The sequence below is a fragment of the Streptomyces solicavernae genome, from assembly GCF_029968095.1.
Taxonomy (GTDB): domain Bacteria; phylum Actinomycetota; class Actinomycetes; order Streptomycetales; family Streptomycetaceae; genus Streptomyces; species Streptomyces solicavernae.
In genome coordinates, this window is the sequence record NZ_JASCIR010000007.1 from 182,280 (window position 1) to 199,738 (window position 17,459).

Genomic DNA, 17,459 nt, shown 5'->3' on the forward strand with positions numbered 1-17,459 from the left:
TTCCAAGGCGGTGGGCACCCTCCAAGCGGACAGGGAGGTCACCACCGATGCAGGCAAGTGTGGGCGACACGCTCCTGGTGCACGGCAGGATCGTCGGCCAGCACGACCACAAGGCCGAGGTCGTCGAAGTGCTCGGCACCGCAGGCGAGCCCCCGTACCGGGTCAAGTTCGACGACGGTCACGAGGCAGTCCTGTCACCGGGCCCCGACACCGTCGTACGACACAAGGAAGACGCGTAGCCGAGCGTCCAGGGAAGTCACCCGCGGGCGGCACCGGCCGACCGGCGCCGCCCGCGGCACCCCTCACCTCCGCGGGCTCCGCGCGTAGTGGTCGGCCACCACGCGGGCCATCGCGCCGGACGGATCGAGGGCGACCTCCTTCGCCGAGAAGAAGGCGTGGCCGCGCACCTCGGCGAAACCGCAGGCCAGCGTCAGATGGCGGGACAGCTCCGCAGAGTCCTGCCAAGGGGCGGGCTGCGCCGGATCGCCCGCCTTGTACAGCGCCTCCCCCAGGTAGAGCTGTACGCGCGCGCCCCGCGCCACCTCCGCCCACCACGGCAGCAGCCGCGCGTAGTCGGCGGCGGGAAAGCCGATGTTCCAGTACAGCTGCGGTACGACGTAGTCGATCCAGCCCTGCCGCACCCAGGTCCGGGTGTCCGCGTACAGGTCGTCGTAGGTCTGCACCCCCGCCGCCGTGTCCGAGCCGCGCGGGTCCGTGCTTGCGTTGCGCCACACCCCGAAGGGGCTGACCCCGAACCGCACACCCCGCCTCACCTGCGGGAGCCGCGCGGCCATCTCGCGGACCAGCAGGTCGGTGTTGTGCCGGCGCCAGCTCGCCCGGTCCGGGAAGGCACCGCCGTAGCGCGCGTACGCCGCGTCATCGTCGAAGACCTCGCCCGCGACCGGATACGGGTAGAAGTAGTCGTCCCAGTGCATCGCGTCCACCGGGTAGCGGCGCACCGCGTCCAGCATGGCGTCCTGCACGAAGCGTCTGACCTGCGGAAGGCCCGGGTTGTAGTACAGCTTCCCGCCGTACGGCACGACCCAGTCGGGGTGCACGCGTGCGGGGTGGGCGGGGTCCAGGCGCGACAGGTCGGTGTGGATCGCGACCCGGTACGGGTTGCACCACACGTGCAGTTCGAGGCCGCGCCGGTGAGCCTCCTCGACCGCCGTGCCCAGCGGGTCCCAGCCCGGGTCCCGGCCCTGCACGCCGGTCAGGAACTCGGACCAGGGCTCGTACGGGGAAGGCCACAGGGCGTCGGCCGAGGGGCGGGCCTGGAAGATCACCGTGTTGAGCCGCCGCGCGACCGCCGCGTCCAGATACGCGAGCAGCTCCGCGCGCTGCGCGGCCGGGCTCAGCCCCGGCCTGGACGGCCAGTCGCGGTTGGCGACACTGGCCAGCCACATGCCGCGCAGCTCCCGCCGGACCCCGTCCGCACCGTGCCGTCCGCCTTGCCCTGCCGCTTCCCCTTCCGCACCGTGCCGTCCGCCTTGCCCTGCCGCTTTACCGGGCCTGCCCCGGCCCTGCGCCACCGCCTGCGCGTCCGTGGCGAGCCCGCTGACCAGCGCCGCCGCCGCCACACCTAACGCCCTGCGAGAGATTCGCACCGAATGCCTCCGCCTGCGACCGATGTCCATGTGTGAACGGACAGGATGCCCGCCCCGGCCCATGGGGCACCAGGAGGCGCGGAGTAACGTCGTCGGCGAGGCGGACGCTGTACAACGGCGTCGGCGCCGGGCCGAAGATGATGGAAAGGCACAAGGTGACCGACCTTATGGGCGATATCGCACGCGTCGGAGTGGTGGGCTGTGGCCAGATGGGCGCGGGCATTGCGGAGGTCTGCGCCCGCTCCGGCCTGGAGGTCAAGGTCGCGGAGACCACCGGCGAGGCCCTGGAGATCGGCCGCACGCGGCTGTACAACTCCCTCGCGAAGGCGGCGGAGCGCGGGAAGATCACGGAAGAGGAGCGGGACGAGACCCTTGCGCGGCTCACCTACACCACCGACCTCGGCGAGTTCGCCGACCGCGACCTGGTGATCGAGGCCGTCGTCGAGAACGAGGCGATCAAGACCGAGATCTTCCAGGTGCTCGACCAGGTGGTGACCCGGCAGGACGCCATCCTCGCCTCCAACACCTCCTCGATCCCCCTGGTCAAGCTGGCCGTCGCGACCTCACGGCCCGACCAGGTCATCGGCATCCACTTCTTCAACCCGGCCCCGGTGCAGCAGCTGGTCGAGCTGATCCCGGCCCTCACCACCTCCGAGGGCACGATCAGCCGGGCCGAGGCCGTCGTCGAGAAGATCCTCGGCAAGCACGCGATCCGTGCGCAGGACCGCTCGGGCTTCGTGGTCAACGCCCTGCTCATCCCGTATCTGCTCTCCGCGATCCGGATGTTCGAGTCGGGCATCGCCTCGCGCGAGGACATCGACAACGGCATGGAGCTGGGCTGCGCCCACCCGATGGGGCCGCTGAAGCTGGCCGACCTGATCGGCCTGGACACGGTCGCCTCGGTCGCCGACTCGATGTACGCCGAGTACAAGGAGCCGCTGTACGCCGCTCCCCCGCTGCTGCAGCGGATGGTGGACGCGGGCCGCCTGGGCCGGAAGACGAGCTCGGGTTTCTACACGTACTGATCGCGCCCGTGCGGCGGGAACACATGTTCCAGCCACGCTGCGTATCTATCCGGCCAGAAAAGGCCGTCAGAGAGGGGCCCGGCACCGCTTCGCGCGTGCCGGGCCCCTTCGTTTCGCACGGGGTGTGCGCCTCGGGCCCGCATATGCCGCCCGCACTCGCTTCCTCCGTGACGACCAGCGGTATTGACTGTGCGTGCGCGTCAGGGGGATGCGAATCGAGATGGATCGATGCCGGATTCCGGCCGGAAAGGAGCGCACTCGTGACCACCGACCCCGAGCATGCCGTGGTCCCGGAGGAACACGCGGAGTTACGACGCTCGATCGACGTGGGTCTCGCCCAAGTGGACGGAAGACTCGCCCTGTTGACCCAGCGCGACGAGCAGAGCAGCAAGGACCTGGACGACCTGAGCGCACGGATCGCCGCCCTGGAGCGCACTCGCTGGCCGCTGCCCGCGCTGGCCGTACTGGCGGCACTCGGCGCACTGGTGGTCGCGCTCTGGCAGGCGGTGGGCGGCTGAGGAGAACTCACCCCAGCCGCATCCGCTGCAACAGCAGCAGTGCCGCCACCATGTTCGCCCCCGGCACCTCCCCGCGGGCGATCAGGTCGGGGACGAGTTTCAGGTGGACCCACTCGCGGCGGTCCGACTCGAAGGCGTCCTGCGGGGGGCCGGTGTACGTGGCCTCCTGGGACCAGTAGACGTGGTGGACCGCGTCGGTCAGGCCGTTGGAGGGCTCCACGCTCATCAGGTGCCGCATGGCCCCGGGCCGCCAGCCGGTCTCCTCCTCCAGCTCCCGCGCCGCCGCGACGGCGATGTCCTCGCCGTCCTCGACGACGCCCGCGGGCAGTTCCCAGCCCCAGCTGTCCGTGATGAACCGGTGCCGCCACAGCAGCAGGACCTCGTTCGCCTCGTTGACCACCGTGGCCACGGCGACCGGCCGCATGCGTATCAGGAAGTGGTCGAGATGCCGGCCGTCGGGCAACGCGACATCCGCCAGGTTGACCTGGAACCAGCGGTTCTCGTACACAGTTTGTTCTTTCAGGTTCGTCCACTGCACGGTTCTGCCACCTTCCGCCGAAGTAGTGGCAATATCGCAGCAGCGGACGGGAGTTCGGGAGTCGCGGCGTCCGGACTACAGCGGCACCCGCAGCGCCCCGTCGATCAGCGCCGCCGCCTCCGCCGTGCCCGAACAGCCGTTGCGTACGAGATGTTCGCGCACCGCGCGCAGCCGGTCCCGCAGCCGACGCGACTCCATGCCCCGCGCCTGCTCGGCCATCTCGACCGCCGTGGCCGCCGCCTTGTCCGCATCGCCCTGGCGCAGCTCGACCTGGGTGAGCACGGCGAGCCGGTGCACCCGCCCCCGGTCGTGGGCCGGGGTGTCCACGGCCGCCGTCGAGTGCTCCCGCGCCGCCGTGAGGTCGCCGAGGCTCAACAGGGCCTCCGCCACCTGTACGTTGACGAGCCCGGGCTGCACGTACCCCGTCTCGTCGGGTTCCTGGCCGCGGTGGATGCGCTCGGCCGCGGATTCGGCCCGGCGGATGCAGGACAGCGCGCTGCCGCCGTCGCCGAGGTGCGCGTACGCCTTGGCCTGCATCGCGTACAGGTCGGCCGCGAGCGCCGGGGTGAGGTGCCGGCCCGCGGCGCGCAGCGCGGCCTCCGCGAACGCCACCGCCTGCCGGAACTCCCGCATGAAGAGCGACTGGTTGACGAGCAGCGCTATCACGTACGCCCCGAGCCCCCGGTCCCCGCTGGCCTTGGCGAGCCGCAGCGCCTGGTGGAAGTACCGCTGCGCGAGCCCGTGCGCGTCCGAGTCGTAGGCGCAGATCCCGGCGACGGCCACCAACCCTCCGGTGGCGCGGTGCAGTTGGCGCCCGGTGGCGTCGGTGTAGCAGCCGCGCAGCAGCGGGGCCGCCTCGGCGTTGAGGAAGCCGACGATGCGGGCGCGCGTCGCGATGCCGCCGGTCTTGCGGTACATCTGCTCGTAGTGCGCGCGGGCGGAGCGCAGCATGTCGATGTCGGTCATGCTGACCCGGTGCCGCCCGCCCCGGGACACGTCCACGTCCTCCGGCGGGTTCTCCCACTCCCACACGGGCATGACGGCGGGCGTTCCGGTGACGGCGGGGGCGCCGAGGAGGTGCGGGCGCTGCTGTTCGTCGGAGCGCCACAGCGCGGTGGCCCGCTCCACGAATCCGGAGAGCGTGCCGCCGGCGCCGTGCGGGTCCGTGGCGTTTGGGGGCACCCCGAGCCCGATGTCGTCGAGCGTGACGCTGCGGTGCAGGCGGCCGGCGAGCACCTCGCAGATCAGGTCGGGCACCTGGCCGCGCGGCCGCTGACCCTTCAACCACCGTGCCACGGCGGTGTGTTCGTACCGCAGGGCCAGGCCTCGGGCCTTGCCTGCCTGGTTGACATGGGCGGCCAGTCCCGCGTGGGAGACTCCGGCCTCGTCGAGGATCGCGTCGAGCAGGGTGTTGGGCTGCATGTGGCCCTCCGGGCTTGTCTCGCCCTCCGATGGCTCCGTGCGGTCAGCGTACTGGGACCGGCTTCACACGGGGTGTGAACCGAGTGCCCGTACCGGGGCGGTACGCGCGCTGCCCGCGGCGGCCGCGGCTCGGTTGACTGGGCTCCGTCCGGTCCCCCCTGGGCCGGGTCTCTGGCCGAGCCAGAGAGGCCGGGCCGTCGGCTCCCCCCTCGACACAGCGGCGGCCCACCCACACGTCGCCCGTCGGACCGTTCTGCCAGGTACGTCCGCGGTCCGGCGGACGACGCAGGGCGTATGACGCAGGGCGGACGAGTGAGGGGCGCACCCGGTTTCCCAAGTGCGCCCCTCGTCGGGGAACTTGCGCGCTATGCGCCGCGCACCACCGCGCCCGTCCGCTCGCCCGCGAGGGCCGCGGCGGCGTCGCGGGCCGCGCTGGCCTCGTCGACCGTCAGCGTCCGGTCGGCGGCGCGGAAGCGCAGCGCGTACGCGAGGGACTTCTTGCCCTCGCCGAGCTGCTCGCCGGTGAACACGTCGAACTGGCGGAGGGATTCGAGCAGTTCGCCCGCGCCCTCGCGCAGCGCGCGCTCGACCTCGACGGCCGGCACGTCCGCGTCGACGACCAGGGCGACGTCCTGCGTGGCCACCGGGAACGTGGAGATCCGCGGCGCCTGCAGCACCTCGTCGGTGACGAGCGCGTCGAGCTCCAGCTCCATGGCGCAGGTGCGCGCGGGCAGGCCGAGGGCCTTGATGACGCGGGGGTGCAGCTCGCCCGCGTACCCGACGACCTTCTCGGACTTTTCCGGGCCCTCGGCCACGAGCACCAGCTCGGCGCAGCGGCCCGGGTGCCACGGCCCGTACTGGCCCTGGCGGACGGTCAGTTCGACCCCGGTCTCGCGGGCGACCACGCGGGCGGCCTCGACGGCGTCCGCCCAGTCGGCCGGGCGGCCCTTGCCCCACCAACCGGCCTGCTCACGGGCGCCGGTGAGGACGACCGCGACGTTGCGCCACTGGTACGGCAGCGCCTCGTCCAGGCCCGCCAGCTCCTCCTCGGTCGGGCGCCGGTCCACCGGGAGCCGGACCGCGGTGCGCTGTTCCTGCCTCGGGTGGAAGACGGTGCCGGTCTCGAAGAGGGCCAGGTCGTGGCTGCCGCGGCTGTCGTTGCGGCGCAGCGCGGCGAGCAGGCCGGGCAGCAGGGTCGTACGGAGCGCGGGCTCCTCGTCGGAGAGCGGGTTGACGAGCTTCACCACGCGGCGGTTCGGGTCGTCCGCCTCCAGGTGCAGCTCGTCGAAGACCTGCTCGCCGATGAACGGGTAGCTCAGCGCCTCCACGTACCCGGCGCCGGCCAGGGCGCGGCCGACGCGGCGGTGCGTGCGCTGCCGCTCGGTCAGGCCCATGCCCTCGGGCACCTTGGGCAGCGTGGAGGGCAGGTTCTCGTACCCCTCCAGGCGGATGACCTCTTCGGCCAGGTCGTTCGGGTCGGTGAGGTCGGGTCGCCAGGACGGCACGGTGACGGTCAGGGCGTCCTGCCCGCCCGTCTCCCGGCCACCGCCCCCCAACGACGCGTTCCACGCGGCCGAATTTCCATATACGTCGCAGCCGACCTCCTGGAGTCGGCGTACGACGGTCTCCCGGCCGTACGCCACGCCCGCGACCTGGTCCGGGTGGTCGGCCGGGATGGTGAGCGTGCGCGGGGCGCCCGGCGCGACGACCTCGGTGACGCCCGCCTCTGCGGTGCCGCCCGCGAGCAGCACAAGGAGGTCGACGGTGCGCTGGGCCGCGGCCGAGGTGGCCTGCGGGTCCACGCCGCGCTCGAAGCGCTTGGACGCCTCGGAGGACAGCTTGTGGCGGCGGGCCGTGCGCGCGATGGAGAGCTGGTCGAAGTGCGCGGCCTCGATGACGACGTCCGCGGTGCCGGCGTCGGCCTCGTGGTCGGCGATCTCCGTGTCGGCGCCGCCCATCACACCGGCGAGGCCGATCGGGCCGCGGTCGTCGGTGATGACCAGGTCGGCGGCGTCGAGGACGCGCTTGGCACCGTCGAGGGTGGTGATCTTCTCGCCCTGCTCGGCGCGGCGGACCCCGATGGTGCCCTGGACGAGGGACCGGTCGTAGGCGTGCAGCGGCTGGCCGAGCTCCAGCATCACGTAGTTGGTGATGTCGACGGCGAGCGAGATCGGGCGCATGCCGGCCTTCTGCAGGCGGCGCTTCAGCCAGATCGGCGAGCGGGCCTCCGGGTTGAGGCCGGTGACGGTGCGGGCCGTGAAGCGGTCGCAGCCGGCCGGGTCGGCGACCTCCACCTGGTAGCCGTGCGCGTTGGGCGCGGGCACGTCGATCAGCGCCGGGTCGCGCAGCGGCAGCCCGTACGCGGTGGCGGTCTCGCGGGCGACGCCGCGCATCGACAGGCAGTAGCCGCGGTCGGGCGTGACGGCGATGTCCAGGACCTCGTCGACGAGTTCGAGCAGCTCGATCGCGTCGGTGCCGACCTCGTGCTCGGGCGGAAGGACGATGATGCCTCCCGATCCGTCGTCGCCCATGCCCAGCTCGTCGCCGGAGCAGATCATGCCGTGGGACTTCTTGCCGTACGTCTTGCGCGCGGAGATCGCGAAGCCGCCGGGCAGGACGGCGCCGGGCAGGACCACGACGACCTTGTCGCCGACGGCGAAGTTCCGGGCGCCGCAGACGATCTCCTGCGGCTCGCCGGTGCCGTTGGCCCGGCCGACGTCGACGGTGCAGAAGCGGATCGGCTTCTTGAACTCCGTCAGCTCCTCGATGGTCAGCACCTGGCCGACGACGAGCGGACCCTTGAGGTCGGCGCCCAAGTGCTCGACGGTCTCGACCTCCAGGCCGACGCCGACGAGCTTCTCCTGTACGTCGCGACCGGATTCGCCGGCCGGCAGGTCGACGTACTCCCGCAGCCAAGAAAGCGGGACCCGCATCAGATCTCCATCCCGAACGGCCGGGTGAACCGGACGTCACCCTCGACCATGTCTCGCATGTCTTCGACGTTGTGGCGGAACATCAGCATCCGCTCGATGCCGAACCCGAAGGCGAATCCGCTGTACTTCTCGGGGTCGACGCCGCACGCGGTCAGCACGCGCGGGTTGACCATGCCGCAGCCGCCCAGCTCGATCCAGCCCTCGCTGCCGCAGGTGCGGCAGGGCCGGTCCGGGTTGCCCACGGACTCGCCCCGGCACACGTAGCACACCATGTCCATCTCGGCGGACGGCTCGGTGAAGGGGAAGTAGTTCGGGCGGAGCCGGGTCTTCATGTCCGGACCGAAGAGCGCCTTGACCATGTGGTCGAGGGTGCCCTTGAGGTCGGCCATGGTGAGGCCCTCGTCGACGGCGAGCAGCTCGATCTGGTGGAAGACCGGGGTGTGCGTGGCGTCGAGCTCGTCCGTGCGGTACACGCGGCCCGGGCAGACGATGTATACCGGCGGCTCACGGTCGAGCAGCGCGCGGGCCTGCACCGGCGAGGTGTGGGTGCGAAGGACGACACCCGACTCGTCGCCGGAGGTGCCCTCCGGGCCCTGGACGAAGAAGGTGTCCTGCATCTGCCGCGCCGGGTGGTCCGGCACAAAGTTCAGGGCGTCGAAGTTGAACCACTCGGCCTCGGCCTCGGGGCCCTCCGCGACCTCGTACCCCATGGACACGAAGACGTCCGCGACGCGCTCCATGATCGTGGTCAGCGGGTGCCGGGCGCCCGCGGGCGTGCGGTCGTAGGGCAGCGTGACGTCCACGGCCTCCTCGACGAGCACGCGGGCGTCCCGCTCGGCCTCCAGCTCGGCCTGGCGGGCGGCGAGGCCCCGGCCGACGGCGGCGCGGGCCTGGCCGACGCGCTTGCCGGCCTCGGCCTTCGCCTGCGGCGGCAGCGCGCCGATCTCGCGGTTGGCGAGCGACAGCGGCGAGGTGCCGCCGGCGTGCGCGACCTTGGCCGCCTGAAGCGCGTCGAGCGAGTCCGCGGCGGCGAAGGCGGCGAGGGCCTCGTCCCGCATGCGCTCGATCTCTTCCGGTTTCAGTGCCTCGACCTCGACAGGGTCGTACGACTTGTTCGGTGCCGACATCTCTTCCCGTGCTTCCGATTGGCTGGCGGATGGCCCCGTCCACGACTCGTACCGCCCTCGATGACGAGCCATCCCTGGTTGCGGGACGCAATGTGCCAAAGGTCGAGTCTAACGGGGGTGAGGCAGGCGAGGGCGCCCGTGGTGGCCCTGGCTCAGCTGGTGAGATAAGCGGGCGCCGCCACGGGCAACGTAAATCGGAACTCGGCACCGCCCGCGGGCCCGCGCCCGACGGTGATCGAGCCGCCGTGGGCCTCGACGATGCCCTTCACGATGTAGAGCCCGAGCCCGGTGCCGCCGCGCTTGCTGCCCCGCCAGAAGCGGGTGAAGACGCGGTTCATGGATTCCTCCGGGATGCCTGGGCCCTCGTCGCTGACGGTGATGGTCGTGCCGACCGGGGCGGTGGGCTCGACGGGTTCAGGGGGTTCGACGGGTTCGACGGGCTCGACGGGCTCGACGGGCTCGATGTCAATGGTGACGGTTCCCTCGCCGTGGCGCACCGCGTTTTCCAGCAGGTTGCTGAGCACCTGGTCGATCTTGTCGGGGTCGGCCCACAGATCGGGCAGCGGGTGCCGGACGCGGACGAGGAAGCGGTCGGCGGGGCTGCCGGCGGCGACGTGGGCCTGCACGTGGCGTCCGACGGCCGCGCCCATGTCGATCGGCTGGCGGCGCACTTCGAGGCGCCCGGAGTCGATGCGGGAGATGTCGAGCAGCTCGGCGATGAGCCGGGTGACGCGGTTGGCGTCGGCGTCGACGGTCTCCAGCATCAGCTTCTTCTGCTCGTCGGTGAACCGCTCCCACTTGGCGAGCAGCGTCGCCGTGAAGCCCTTCACGGAGGTCAGCGGCGAGCGCAGCTCGTGCGCGACGGTGGCGATCAGCTCGGCGTGGCTGCGCTCGGTGCGCCGCCTGGCCTCGGTGTCGCGCAGCGAGACGACGAGGCGGCGCAGCGGTCCGGTGGGGCGGGTGCGGACGTACCGCGCGGTGACCAGGACCTCGCGGCCGCCGGGGAGGAGCAGGTTCCGCTCGGGCTGCCCGGTGCGGGTGGCGAGCCCGCCGTACGGGTCGGTCAGCTGCCACCAGCGCCGGCCCTCCAGGTCCTCCAGGGGCAGGGCGCGCTCGATGGGTGCGCCGATGGCGTCGGCGGCGCTGACCGCGGTGATGCGTACGGCGGCGGCGTTGAAGCAGACGACCCGGCCGGACTCGTCGGCGACGACCAGGCCGTCCGGCAGGTCGTCGGGGTCGAGGCCGAGTTCGTGGCCGAGTTCGTGGCCGGGTTCGTGGCCAAGGTCGTGGCCGGGTTCGTTGCCGATTTCGTGGGGGTCACCGGCGCGGGGCGCGGGGGGACGCACGGCGGAGCCACGCCCTCCCCTGGGCCTGCTGGTGCCGATGCTCATCCCCGTACCCCACCTCTGGATTGGGCTGGGGTCCCCGCGCGGCGGTCGATGCTGACACGTGGGCCCCCGAGCCCGTCACCTTACTAGTTCGAGGTGACGCGGCGGACCCCCCTCAGCGGGTGGTCCCGGTGCGCTGGGCGCGCGCGGAGGCGTACAGGCACACGGCGGCGGCGGTCGCGAGGTTGAGGCTCTCGGCGCGGCCGTGGATGGGCACGCGCACCACCGCGTCGGCGAGTGCGCGGGTCTCCTCCGGCAGGCCCCAGGCCTCGTTGCCGAAGACCCAGGCGGTCGGGGTGCCCAGGCGGCCGTGGTCGAGCTCGTCGTCGAGGTCCCGGTCCCCGGCCCCGTCGGCGGCGAGCACCCGAACTCCCGCTTTCCGCAGCCCTGTTACCGCCTCTTCCACGGGTACGCCGACGGCCACCGGCAGGTGGAAGTGCGAGCCGACGGAGGCGCGTACGGCCTTGGGGTTGTAGAGGTCGACGGAGGCGTCGGTGAAGACCACGGCGTCGGCGCCCGCGGCGTCGGCGCACCGCAGCACGGTGCCGGCGTTGCCGGGGTCGCGTACGTGGGCGAGTACGGCGACGAGTCCGGGCCGGGCGGCGAGGATCTCGGCGAAGGGCTGGTCGAGGAACCGGCAGACGCCGACGAGCCCTTGGGGCGTGACGGTGGTGGAGATGTCGGCGATCACGGCCTCGTCGGCGAGGTGCACCCGGGCGCCGGCGGCGCGCGCGGCCCCGACGATGTCGGCGTACCGCTCGGCGGCCTCGACGGTGGTGAACAGCTCGACGAGGGTCGCCCCGCCGGAGCTGCGGTGCCCGGCGGCTTCCCGCACGGCCTGCGGTCCTTCGGAGAGGAACAGCCGCTCCTTGCCGCGAAAGTTCCGCTTGGCCAGCCGCCGCGCGGCACTGACGCGCGGGGAGCGGGGGGAGATCAACTCGGGGGCACCCATGAAATCAACCTTGTCAGGAGCGCCCTTCAGGGGCGCGGGGCTGTGACATCAGCGGCTCCGCCGCGGGGCGCGACCAGCCACGACGGCGCGGCAGACGGCGACGAACAGTCATCGGCAGGCGAGGAGCCGGACGCAGTCGGACCCGCAGCCCACGAGGGGTCTGCGGGTCCAACAGGGCTCAGCTCAACCCGTCACTCAGGCGGCAGCCTTAGGCGCGTTGACATCGCTCGGCAGCGCCTTCTGCGCAACCTCGACGAGCGCGGCGAACGCGTTCTCGTCGTTGACCGCGAGCTCGGCCAGCATCTTGCGGTCCACCTCGATGTTGGCGGCCTTCAGACCCTGGATGAAGCGGTTGTAGGTGATGCCGTTGGCGCGGGCAGCGGCGTTGATGCGCTGGATCCACAGCTGACGGAAGTCGCCCTTGCGCTTCTTGCGGTCGTTGTAGTTGTAGACGAGGGAGTGGGTGACCTGCTCCTTCGCCTTGCGGTAGAGGCGCGAACGCTGGCCGCGGTAGCCGCTGGCCTGTTCGAGGATCGCCCGACGCTTCTTGTGCGCGTTGACTGCGCGCTTGACGCGTGCCACTTGTTAACTCCTTGTAGCGGGGCCGTGGTGGTCCTCACACGGCCCGGTGTCGAATAGGTCCCGGTCCAGGCGTCCGGCCCCCTGTCTCGGGGGCCGCGACGTCACTTGCCGAGAAGCTTCTTGATCTTCGCGGCGTCGCCCGGGGCCATCTCGGCGTTGCCGGTGAGGCGACGCGTCACGCGGGACGACTTGTGCTCAAGCAGGTGGCGCTTGCCGGCGCGCTCACGGAGCACCTTGCCGGAGCCGGTGACCTTGAAGCGCTTGCTGGCACCGCTGTGCGACTTGTTCTTCGGCATAGCGCCGTTCTCTCCTCGTCAGTGGCCCTCCCACCGAGCCCGGTCGGGCAGGCGGGAGCGTCAGTTGTATCGGTTGCGTCCGGGACGGTCCGGGGCTCGCGCCCCGGGTCTCGGATCAGGCTTCGGCGGGCTCCTCGGCCGGCTCCTCGGCGGACTGCTCGTCCGCGGCGCGGTCCCGGCGGGACGTGGTGCCCGGAGCGTCCGCCTTGCGGGCGGCCTGGGCTTCACGGGCCTCGGCCATCGCCTCGGTCTTCTTCTTGTGCGGACCGAGGACCATGATCATGTTGCGGCCGTCCTGCTTCGGGTTCGACTCGATGAACCCGAGGTCCTGGACGTCCTCCGCGAGGCGCTGCAGCAGCCGGTAGCCGAGCTCCGGCCGGGACTGCTCGCGACCACGGAACATGATCGTGATCTTGACCTTGTCGCCCTGCTTGAGGAACCGGACGACGTGACCCTTCTTGGTGTCATAGTCGTGCGGGTCGATCTTCGGCCGGAGCTTCATCTCCTTGATGACCGTGTGCGCCTGGTTCTTGCGCGCCTCACGGGCCTTCATGGCCGACTCGTACTTGAACTTCCCGTAGTCCATGAGCTTGCAGACAGGCGGACGGGCGTTCGCCGCGACCTCGACGAGGTCGAGGTCGTACTCCTGCGCAAGCTCCAGGGCCTTGGCAAGCGGAACAATCCCGACCTGCTCGCCGCTGGGACCGACAAGTCGCACCTCGGGAACGCGAATCCGGTCGTTGATGCGGGGCTCGGCGCTGATGGATCCTCCTCGGTAGCACCACGCGACGGCCTGGCGGACTGCCGCGTAACGTCTCTTTTCGTAAGACCTAACCGCGCCGGCGCACGAAAAATGCCCCGGAGACGATCACATGCGGGGCTCCATCACTTACCGGAGCACCGCCGCGTCGTACGCGGGGCGCAGAGGACCGCCACTCGGGGTGGCCGTCGGACCGGTGACCCGCCGCCCTGAGGGCGGTCAGGTGGGAGAGCGGAGCCTCCACTTGTGGGCCGGTTCGCCTGAAGTTCATCAGTCGTGTCCGGCCGGTCGGTTCACCAGCATACCAGCGTTCGGGGGTGCGGCAGTCACGCCGGTGGACAGCGCCTAGGCTGGTCCGGCCCGGCAGCCGCCGGACCCCTCTGTAGCAGCAGTCAGGAAGTAGAAGCAAGCCATGAGCGACGCGACCCCCGCCCCCGGCGAAGACACCTCCGCCGACTTCGACGCCATGACCCGTGACATCGCGGAGGTCCCCGCGGTCGAGGTGATCGTGACGGTCGCGGTCAACCTGATGAGCGCCGCCGCCGTGAAGCTCGGCCTGACCGAGGAGGGCGACGCGCACAAGGACCTGGACGAGGCCCGCAAGCTGGTGCACGCCCTGGCCGGACTGCTCGACGCGAGCACGACCGAGATCAGCTCGTTCCACGCCGCGCCCCTGAAGGACGGCCTGAAGTCGCTGCAGCTGGCGTTCCGCGAGGCGTCGCTCGTGTCGGACGAGCCGGGTCAGGGCCCGGGCGAGAAGTACACGGGCCCGGTCTTCGGCTGAGAGCTCGGGCGCGCGATCAGGCGCGTACGCAGGCGCGCAATCAGGCGCGCAATCAGGCGCGTACGTAGAGGGGCTCGCCCGGTGGCGTCGCCTCGGCGGGCAGGAGTGCCAGGTCGAGGCCGCGCACCAGGCGGGCCCTCAGTGTTTCGTCTGCGGCGACTGCTTCGGCGATGCGGCGGGCGGCCTCGGCGGGTACGGCGTCGGGCCCGAGGACGAGGGCGAGGGTGCCGTCGGCGCTGCCCGGCCCGAGGTGGGCGCGGAGCACGGCGGGCTCGGCGGCGACGATCGCGCGTACCGCCTCGGTGACGGCGGGGTCGGCGAGCGGGTCGGTGGAGGTGCGGCCCTCGGCGACGGCGAGCAGGGCGGGGCGGGGCAGCTCGAAGGGCACGGGTCCTGCGACGTCTAGGACGATCGTGTCGGCCTTCTCGTGCACGGCGGCCTGCACGGCCTGGTGCAGGGGTACGGCGACGGGGCGGGCCTCGGGGTCCCACAGGGCGAGGGCCTGGGTGGACGTGAAGGCGGGCAGGGCGCTGCGGCCGCCGGCCTTGAGGATGGGCACGGCCATGTCGCTGGTCTTCTCGCGGCGCAGGCCGTTCTCGTCCTCCTCGACCTCTCCCAGTACGGCTACGACGGGTACGAGGAGCCGGGTGCCCGGCAGGTTCTCCAGGACGGCGCGGCCGCTCGCAGGGGAACGGTCCCCGGCCCAGGCCGCGAGGGCCGCGCTCAGCTGCGGGTCGGCGGAGCCGTCGTCGTCGGGGAAGCCGGAGTCCGGGATGTTCTTGTTCGCCACGGTCCTCGACCCTACCGGGGGCGGTTCAGTAGGCGTCGGGGCGGCCGCGCCACAGGACGACGGCCGCGACCAGGCAGACCGCGCCGAGGCTGCCCGCGAGCGGGCCGAGCCAGGCGGCGGAGTCGTCGGGGTCGGCGTCGGGGCCGCTGCCGAAGTACTGGTCCGCGTACCCGGCCGGGGTCGGCTTCCCGGGCCCCAGGTTGCCGCCCTCCTCGATGGCGGCGGCGGGGTCGACCAGGCCGTAGCCGCGGGAGTCGTCACGGCCGCCGTCCGGGGCGTTCCGGGCGGTGTCCTCAAGGAGCCGCTTGATCTGGGCGGGCCGGAGGTTCGGGTGGGCGGAGCGGACCAGGGCGACGGCACCGGAGACGAAGGCGGAGGCGGCGCTGGTGCCCCAGCCGCGGTAGTACTCGCGGTCCGGGTCGGCGATGACGATGTCCTTGCCGGGCGCGCTGACCGTGGCGTACCAGCGGCGGGTGGAGAAGGGGGCGCGGTCGCCGTACCGGTCGACGGCGGCGACGGCGATGACGCCCGGGTAGGCGGCCGGGTACGAGATGTGGTCGCCCTCCTCGCCGCCGTTGCCGGCCGAGGCGACCACGACGACGCCCTTCTTCAGTGCGTACTGGACGGCGGCGTCCTCGGTGGCGTCGGCGTGGGCGGACTCGCTGTCGTCGCCGAGGGACATGTTGATGACGTCGGCGCCGTGGTCGGTGGCCCAGCGGATGCCTTCGGCGAGGGCGCCGGAGCGGGTGGAGCGGGCCTTCTTGCGGGACTTGTCGCCGTCTTCGAGGATCACCCGCACGGGGAGGATCTTGGCCTCGGGCGCGATGCCGAGCACGCCCTCGTCGTTCCCGGAGCCATGGCCGTGACCTGCGATGATCCCGGCCATCGCGGTGCCGTGCCGGGCCCAGGGGCGGTCGCCGCGGCCGGCGCCGAAGCCGATCATGTCCTTGCCGGGCAGGACGTTGTCCGCGAGGTCGGGGTGCTGGTCGTCGACGCCGGTGTCGAGGACGGCGACGGTGACGCCCGCGCCGCGCGTGCTCTGCCAGGCCTCGGCGGTGTTGAGCGCGCCCAGGCCCCACTGCTGGGTGCGGATCCCGTCGGCGCGGGCGGTGGCGGCGGGCAGCAGAGCGAGCGCGGCGGCGGCGAGGAGCGTGCCGCCCTTGCGCAGCGGGCCGAGCCGACGGGGCCTGGTTCTCGTACGGGCGCTCATGTTTGCCGTACGGGTGTTTGCCGTACGGGCGCTTGTCGTACGGGCGCTTGTCGTACGGGCGCTCATGCGGGCTCCTCCTCCGAGGCCGCCTTGGCCGTCTTGCGCAGGGCCCGCTCCACCTGGTCGGCGAGTCCCTTCGCCTCGTGGCCGAGGCCGGACTGGGCGGGGGCACTGGTGGCGCCGGACTTCATGGCCTCGGCGGCGGGCTCGGGCGCGGACACCTCGCGGCCGTCGGCGAAGCCGGAGACGGCGTAGACGACGACGGGCGCGTCGGTGAGCACCGAGACCGTCCAGCTGGCGCGCTGCTCGTCCCCGAAGCCGGCGGCGACGGTGCCCTTCTTCGCGTACGGGCGTGGCATCAGGTCGTCGCGCTTGTCCAGGCCCTCCTCGGTGAAGCGGGTGCGCAGGGAGCCCATCGAGGCGGCGTCGGCCTTGGTGAAGATCATGCCGACGGTGGTGACATAGCTGCGGGTGGCGTCGGTGTACGTGGCGCGCAACAGGCGTTCGCAGCCGACGGGTTGGAGGGCCTTGCGCAGGAGCGGGTCCAGGGCGTCCTTGCAGCCGCTGTCGGGGGCGACGGCGATACGGGTCCAGACGCGGTCGGCGCCGCCGGGGCCCGCGCCGTCGCCCTTGATGCGGGGCGGGAAGAGCGTGTCGACCTCGGCGTTGTGCCAGGCCGCACCGGCGGCGGTGTAGACGCGCTCGGCGCTGGGGGCGCCGTCGGCCTCGCCGGTGAGCCAACTCCCGGTCACCGCACCGCCGATGAGGCCGAAGCCGAGCACCAGGCAGGCGGCGACGGCGGCGAGCCGGGGCTTGCTGCGGGCCGGGACGGGGCGCAGCCGCGCGGTCCGGTCGTCGAAGACGGCGGGCCGGCCGAAGTGGAGGGGCCGCCCGGCACCGGGCTGCGGCGTGAGGTCGACGGAGCCGACGGGCCGCCGCGGCGGCACCGGCGGCTGGGGTGGCGCCTGCGGTGGCGGCTGGGGCGCCGCCTGCGGCTCGGGCCGGGGCGGCTGCGGGTGGCGGGGGGCCTCGGGGGGCAGGGGTGCGGAGCCGGTACGGCGTACGGGCTGCTGCTGCTCGCCGGGTGCCGGAGGCACGGGGCGCAGCCGCGCGGTGGTCTCGGCGGGACTGGGTGCGGGGGCTGCGGGCGCCGGGCCAACGGGCTTGGGGCCAGGGGGCGTTGGGCTTGCGGGCGTTGGGCCTGGGGAGGCCGGGCCTGGGGAGGCCGGGCCCGCGGGCTGCGTCGGGATACTGCCGGTGCCGTCGGGGCGCGGCGCGCCTCCGGTGCCGCCGGAACCCGGTACTCCTCCGGTGCCGCCGGAACCCTGCGGCACGGGCGGCGGACCGGCGGGACGCGGGGGCGTGGCCGGGGCACCAGGACCGTTCGCAGGCGCAGGCCCAGGCCCAGGCCCAAGCCCAGGCGCAGGCGGCGCCACCGGAGCGCCCGGATCGGCGCCCTGGACCGGGGTAACGGTCTCGGTGCGGGGCGGCTCGTCCGGGAGGCGGGTCGACGGGTTGGGCGGGGGT

17 protein-coding genes are annotated in these 17,459 nt (G+C 72.6%); 4 read left to right on the plus strand and 13 right to left on the minus strand.

From position 1 onward, the window contains the following. The first annotated feature begins 47 nt into the window (after positions 1-47). Positions 48-239: a DUF1918 domain-containing protein gene (locus QIS99_RS11580; protein WP_282513105.1), complete on the plus strand. Its 192-nt coding sequence runs from the start codon at positions 48-50 to the stop codon at positions 237-239. A gap of 63 nt (positions 240-302) precedes the next feature. Here the strand turns inward: QIS99_RS11580 and QIS99_RS11585 are convergent, their stop codons facing one another. Then, positions 303-1,637, minus strand: coding sequence for a glycoside hydrolase family 10 protein (locus QIS99_RS11585; RefSeq protein WP_282513106.1), 1,335 nt, complete (start codon positions 1,635-1,637; stop codon positions 303-305). A gap of 137 nt (positions 1,638-1,774) precedes the next feature. Between QIS99_RS11585 and QIS99_RS11590 the strand changes: the two genes are divergently transcribed. Next, entirely contained in the window at positions 1,775-2,632 is an 858-nt protein-coding gene (locus QIS99_RS11590) for a 3-hydroxybutyryl-CoA dehydrogenase (RefSeq protein ID WP_282513107.1), read from the plus strand. Between the two features lie 260 nt (positions 2,633-2,892). Continuing rightward, positions 2,893-3,150, plus strand: coding sequence for a hypothetical protein (locus QIS99_RS11595; RefSeq protein WP_282513108.1), 258 nt, complete (start codon positions 2,893-2,895; stop codon positions 3,148-3,150). Between the two features lie 7 nt (positions 3,151-3,157). On the opposite strand, the gene QIS99_RS11600 is transcribed toward QIS99_RS11595, so the two are convergent. The 9 genes from QIS99_RS11600 to infC form a co-directional block, all read right to left on the minus strand. Continuing rightward, complete coding sequence (locus QIS99_RS11600) at positions 3,158-3,688, minus strand: NUDIX hydrolase (protein WP_282513109.1); 531 nt, start codon at positions 3,686-3,688, stop codon at positions 3,158-3,160. A 75-nt stretch (positions 3,689-3,763) separates the two neighbouring features. Continuing rightward, on the minus strand, positions 3,764-5,110 hold the full coding sequence (locus QIS99_RS11605; protein ID WP_282513110.1) for a transcriptional regulator: 1,347 nt from the start codon (positions 5,108-5,110) through the stop codon (positions 3,764-3,766). A 365-nt stretch (positions 5,111-5,475) separates the two neighbouring features. Next, positions 5,476-8,043, minus strand: coding sequence for a phenylalanine--tRNA ligase subunit beta (gene pheT, locus QIS99_RS11610; protein ID WP_282513112.1), 2,568 nt, complete (start codon positions 8,041-8,043; stop codon positions 5,476-5,478). Then, entirely contained in the window at positions 8,043-9,170 is a 1,128-nt protein-coding gene (gene pheS / locus QIS99_RS11615; protein ID WP_282513115.1) for a phenylalanine--tRNA ligase subunit alpha, read from the minus strand. Before pheS ends, pheT begins: the two co-directional genes overlap by 1 nt. Positions 9,171-9,322: 152 nt before the next feature. Then, on the minus strand, positions 9,323-10,561 hold the full coding sequence (locus QIS99_RS11620) for a sensor histidine kinase (RefSeq protein WP_282513117.1): 1,239 nt from the start codon (positions 10,559-10,561) through the stop codon (positions 9,323-9,325). Between the two features lie 112 nt (positions 10,562-10,673). Then, positions 10,674-11,510, minus strand: a complete 837-nt coding sequence (locus QIS99_RS11625) for a TrmH family RNA methyltransferase (RefSeq protein WP_282513119.1) — start codon at positions 11,508-11,510, stop codon at positions 10,674-10,676. A 195-nt stretch (positions 11,511-11,705) separates the two neighbouring features. Next, positions 11,706-12,092 (minus strand): 50S ribosomal protein L20, encoded by a 387-nt coding sequence (gene rplT / locus QIS99_RS11630; RefSeq protein WP_282513121.1) that lies wholly within the window; start codon positions 12,090-12,092, stop codon positions 11,706-11,708. 101 nt (positions 12,093-12,193) lie between these two features. Continuing rightward, positions 12,194-12,388, minus strand: a complete 195-nt coding sequence (gene rpmI / locus QIS99_RS11635; RefSeq protein WP_004933563.1) for a 50S ribosomal protein L35 — start codon at positions 12,386-12,388, stop codon at positions 12,194-12,196. 115 nt (positions 12,389-12,503) lie between these two features. Next, positions 12,504-13,151, minus strand: a complete 648-nt coding sequence (gene infC, locus QIS99_RS11640) for a translation initiation factor IF-3 (RefSeq protein ID WP_282513185.1) — start codon at positions 13,149-13,151, stop codon at positions 12,504-12,506. A gap of 409 nt (positions 13,152-13,560) precedes the next feature. Here infC and QIS99_RS11645 point away from each other — a divergent pair, with 409 nt between their 5' ends. Beyond that, the gene (locus QIS99_RS11645; RefSeq protein WP_282513124.1) at positions 13,561-13,932 is read left to right on the plus strand and encodes a DUF1844 domain-containing protein; all 372 of its coding nucleotides are present in this window, start codon (positions 13,561-13,563) and stop codon (positions 13,930-13,932) included. 52 nt (positions 13,933-13,984) lie between these two features. Here QIS99_RS11645 and QIS99_RS11650 read toward each other — a convergent pair whose 3' ends face one another. The 3 genes from QIS99_RS11650 to QIS99_RS11660 all read right to left on the minus strand — a co-directional run bounded on the left by QIS99_RS11650 (position 13,985) and on the right by QIS99_RS11660 (position 17,029). Then, positions 13,985-14,722, minus strand: coding sequence for an SseB family protein (locus QIS99_RS11650; protein ID WP_282513126.1), 738 nt, complete (start codon positions 14,720-14,722; stop codon positions 13,985-13,987). Positions 14,723-14,747: 25 nt separating this feature from the next. Continuing rightward, complete coding sequence (mycP, locus tag QIS99_RS11655) at positions 14,748-15,932, minus strand: type VII secretion-associated serine protease mycosin (protein ID WP_282513186.1); 1,185 nt, start codon at positions 15,930-15,932, stop codon at positions 14,748-14,750. A 62-nt stretch (positions 15,933-15,994) separates the two neighbouring features. Further along, complete coding sequence (locus QIS99_RS11660) at positions 15,995-17,029, minus strand: hypothetical protein (RefSeq protein ID WP_282513128.1); 1,035 nt, start codon at positions 17,027-17,029, stop codon at positions 15,995-15,997. Positions 17,030-17,459: the final 430 nt, after the last annotated feature.

Excerpts from the sequence above, each read along its gene's own strand:
- QIS99_RS11605 (WP_282513110.1), bottom strand. The coding sequence starts at position 5,110 with ATGCAGCCCAACACCCTGCTCGACGCGATCCTCGACGAGGCCGGAGTC.
- QIS99_RS11625 (WP_282513119.1), bottom strand. The coding sequence starts at position 11,510 with ATGGGTGCCCCCGAGTTGATCTCCCCCCGCTCCCCGCGCGTCAGTGCC.
- QIS99_RS11620 (WP_282513117.1), bottom strand. The coding sequence starts at position 10,561 with ATGAGCATCGGCACCAGCAGGCCCAGGGGAGGGCGTGGCTCCGCCGTG.
- pheT (WP_282513112.1), bottom strand. The coding sequence starts at position 8,043 with ATGCGGGTCCCGCTTTCTTGGCTGCGGGAGTACGTCGACCTGCCGGCC.
- QIS99_RS11580 (WP_282513105.1), top strand. The coding sequence starts at position 48 with ATGCAGGCAAGTGTGGGCGACACGCTCCTGGTGCACGGCAGGATCGTC.
- QIS99_RS11645 (WP_282513124.1), top strand. The coding sequence starts at position 13,561 with ATGAGCGACGCGACCCCCGCCCCCGGCGAAGACACCTCCGCCGACTTC.
- QIS99_RS11585 (WP_282513106.1), bottom strand. The coding sequence starts at position 1,637 with ATGGACATCGGTCGCAGGCGGAGGCATTCGGTGCGAATCTCTCGCAGG.
- pheS (WP_282513115.1), bottom strand. The coding sequence starts at position 9,170 with ATGTCGGCACCGAACAAGTCGTACGACCCTGTCGAGGTCGAGGCACTG.
- mycP (WP_282513186.1), bottom strand. The coding sequence starts at position 15,932 with ATGAGCGCCCGTACGAGAACCAGGCCCCGTCGGCTCGGCCCGCTGCGC.
- rpmI (WP_004933563.1), bottom strand. The coding sequence starts at position 12,388 with ATGCCGAAGAACAAGTCGCACAGCGGTGCCAGCAAGCGCTTCAAGGTC.
- QIS99_RS11590 (WP_282513107.1), top strand. The coding sequence starts at position 1,775 with ATGGGCGATATCGCACGCGTCGGAGTGGTGGGCTGTGGCCAGATGGGC.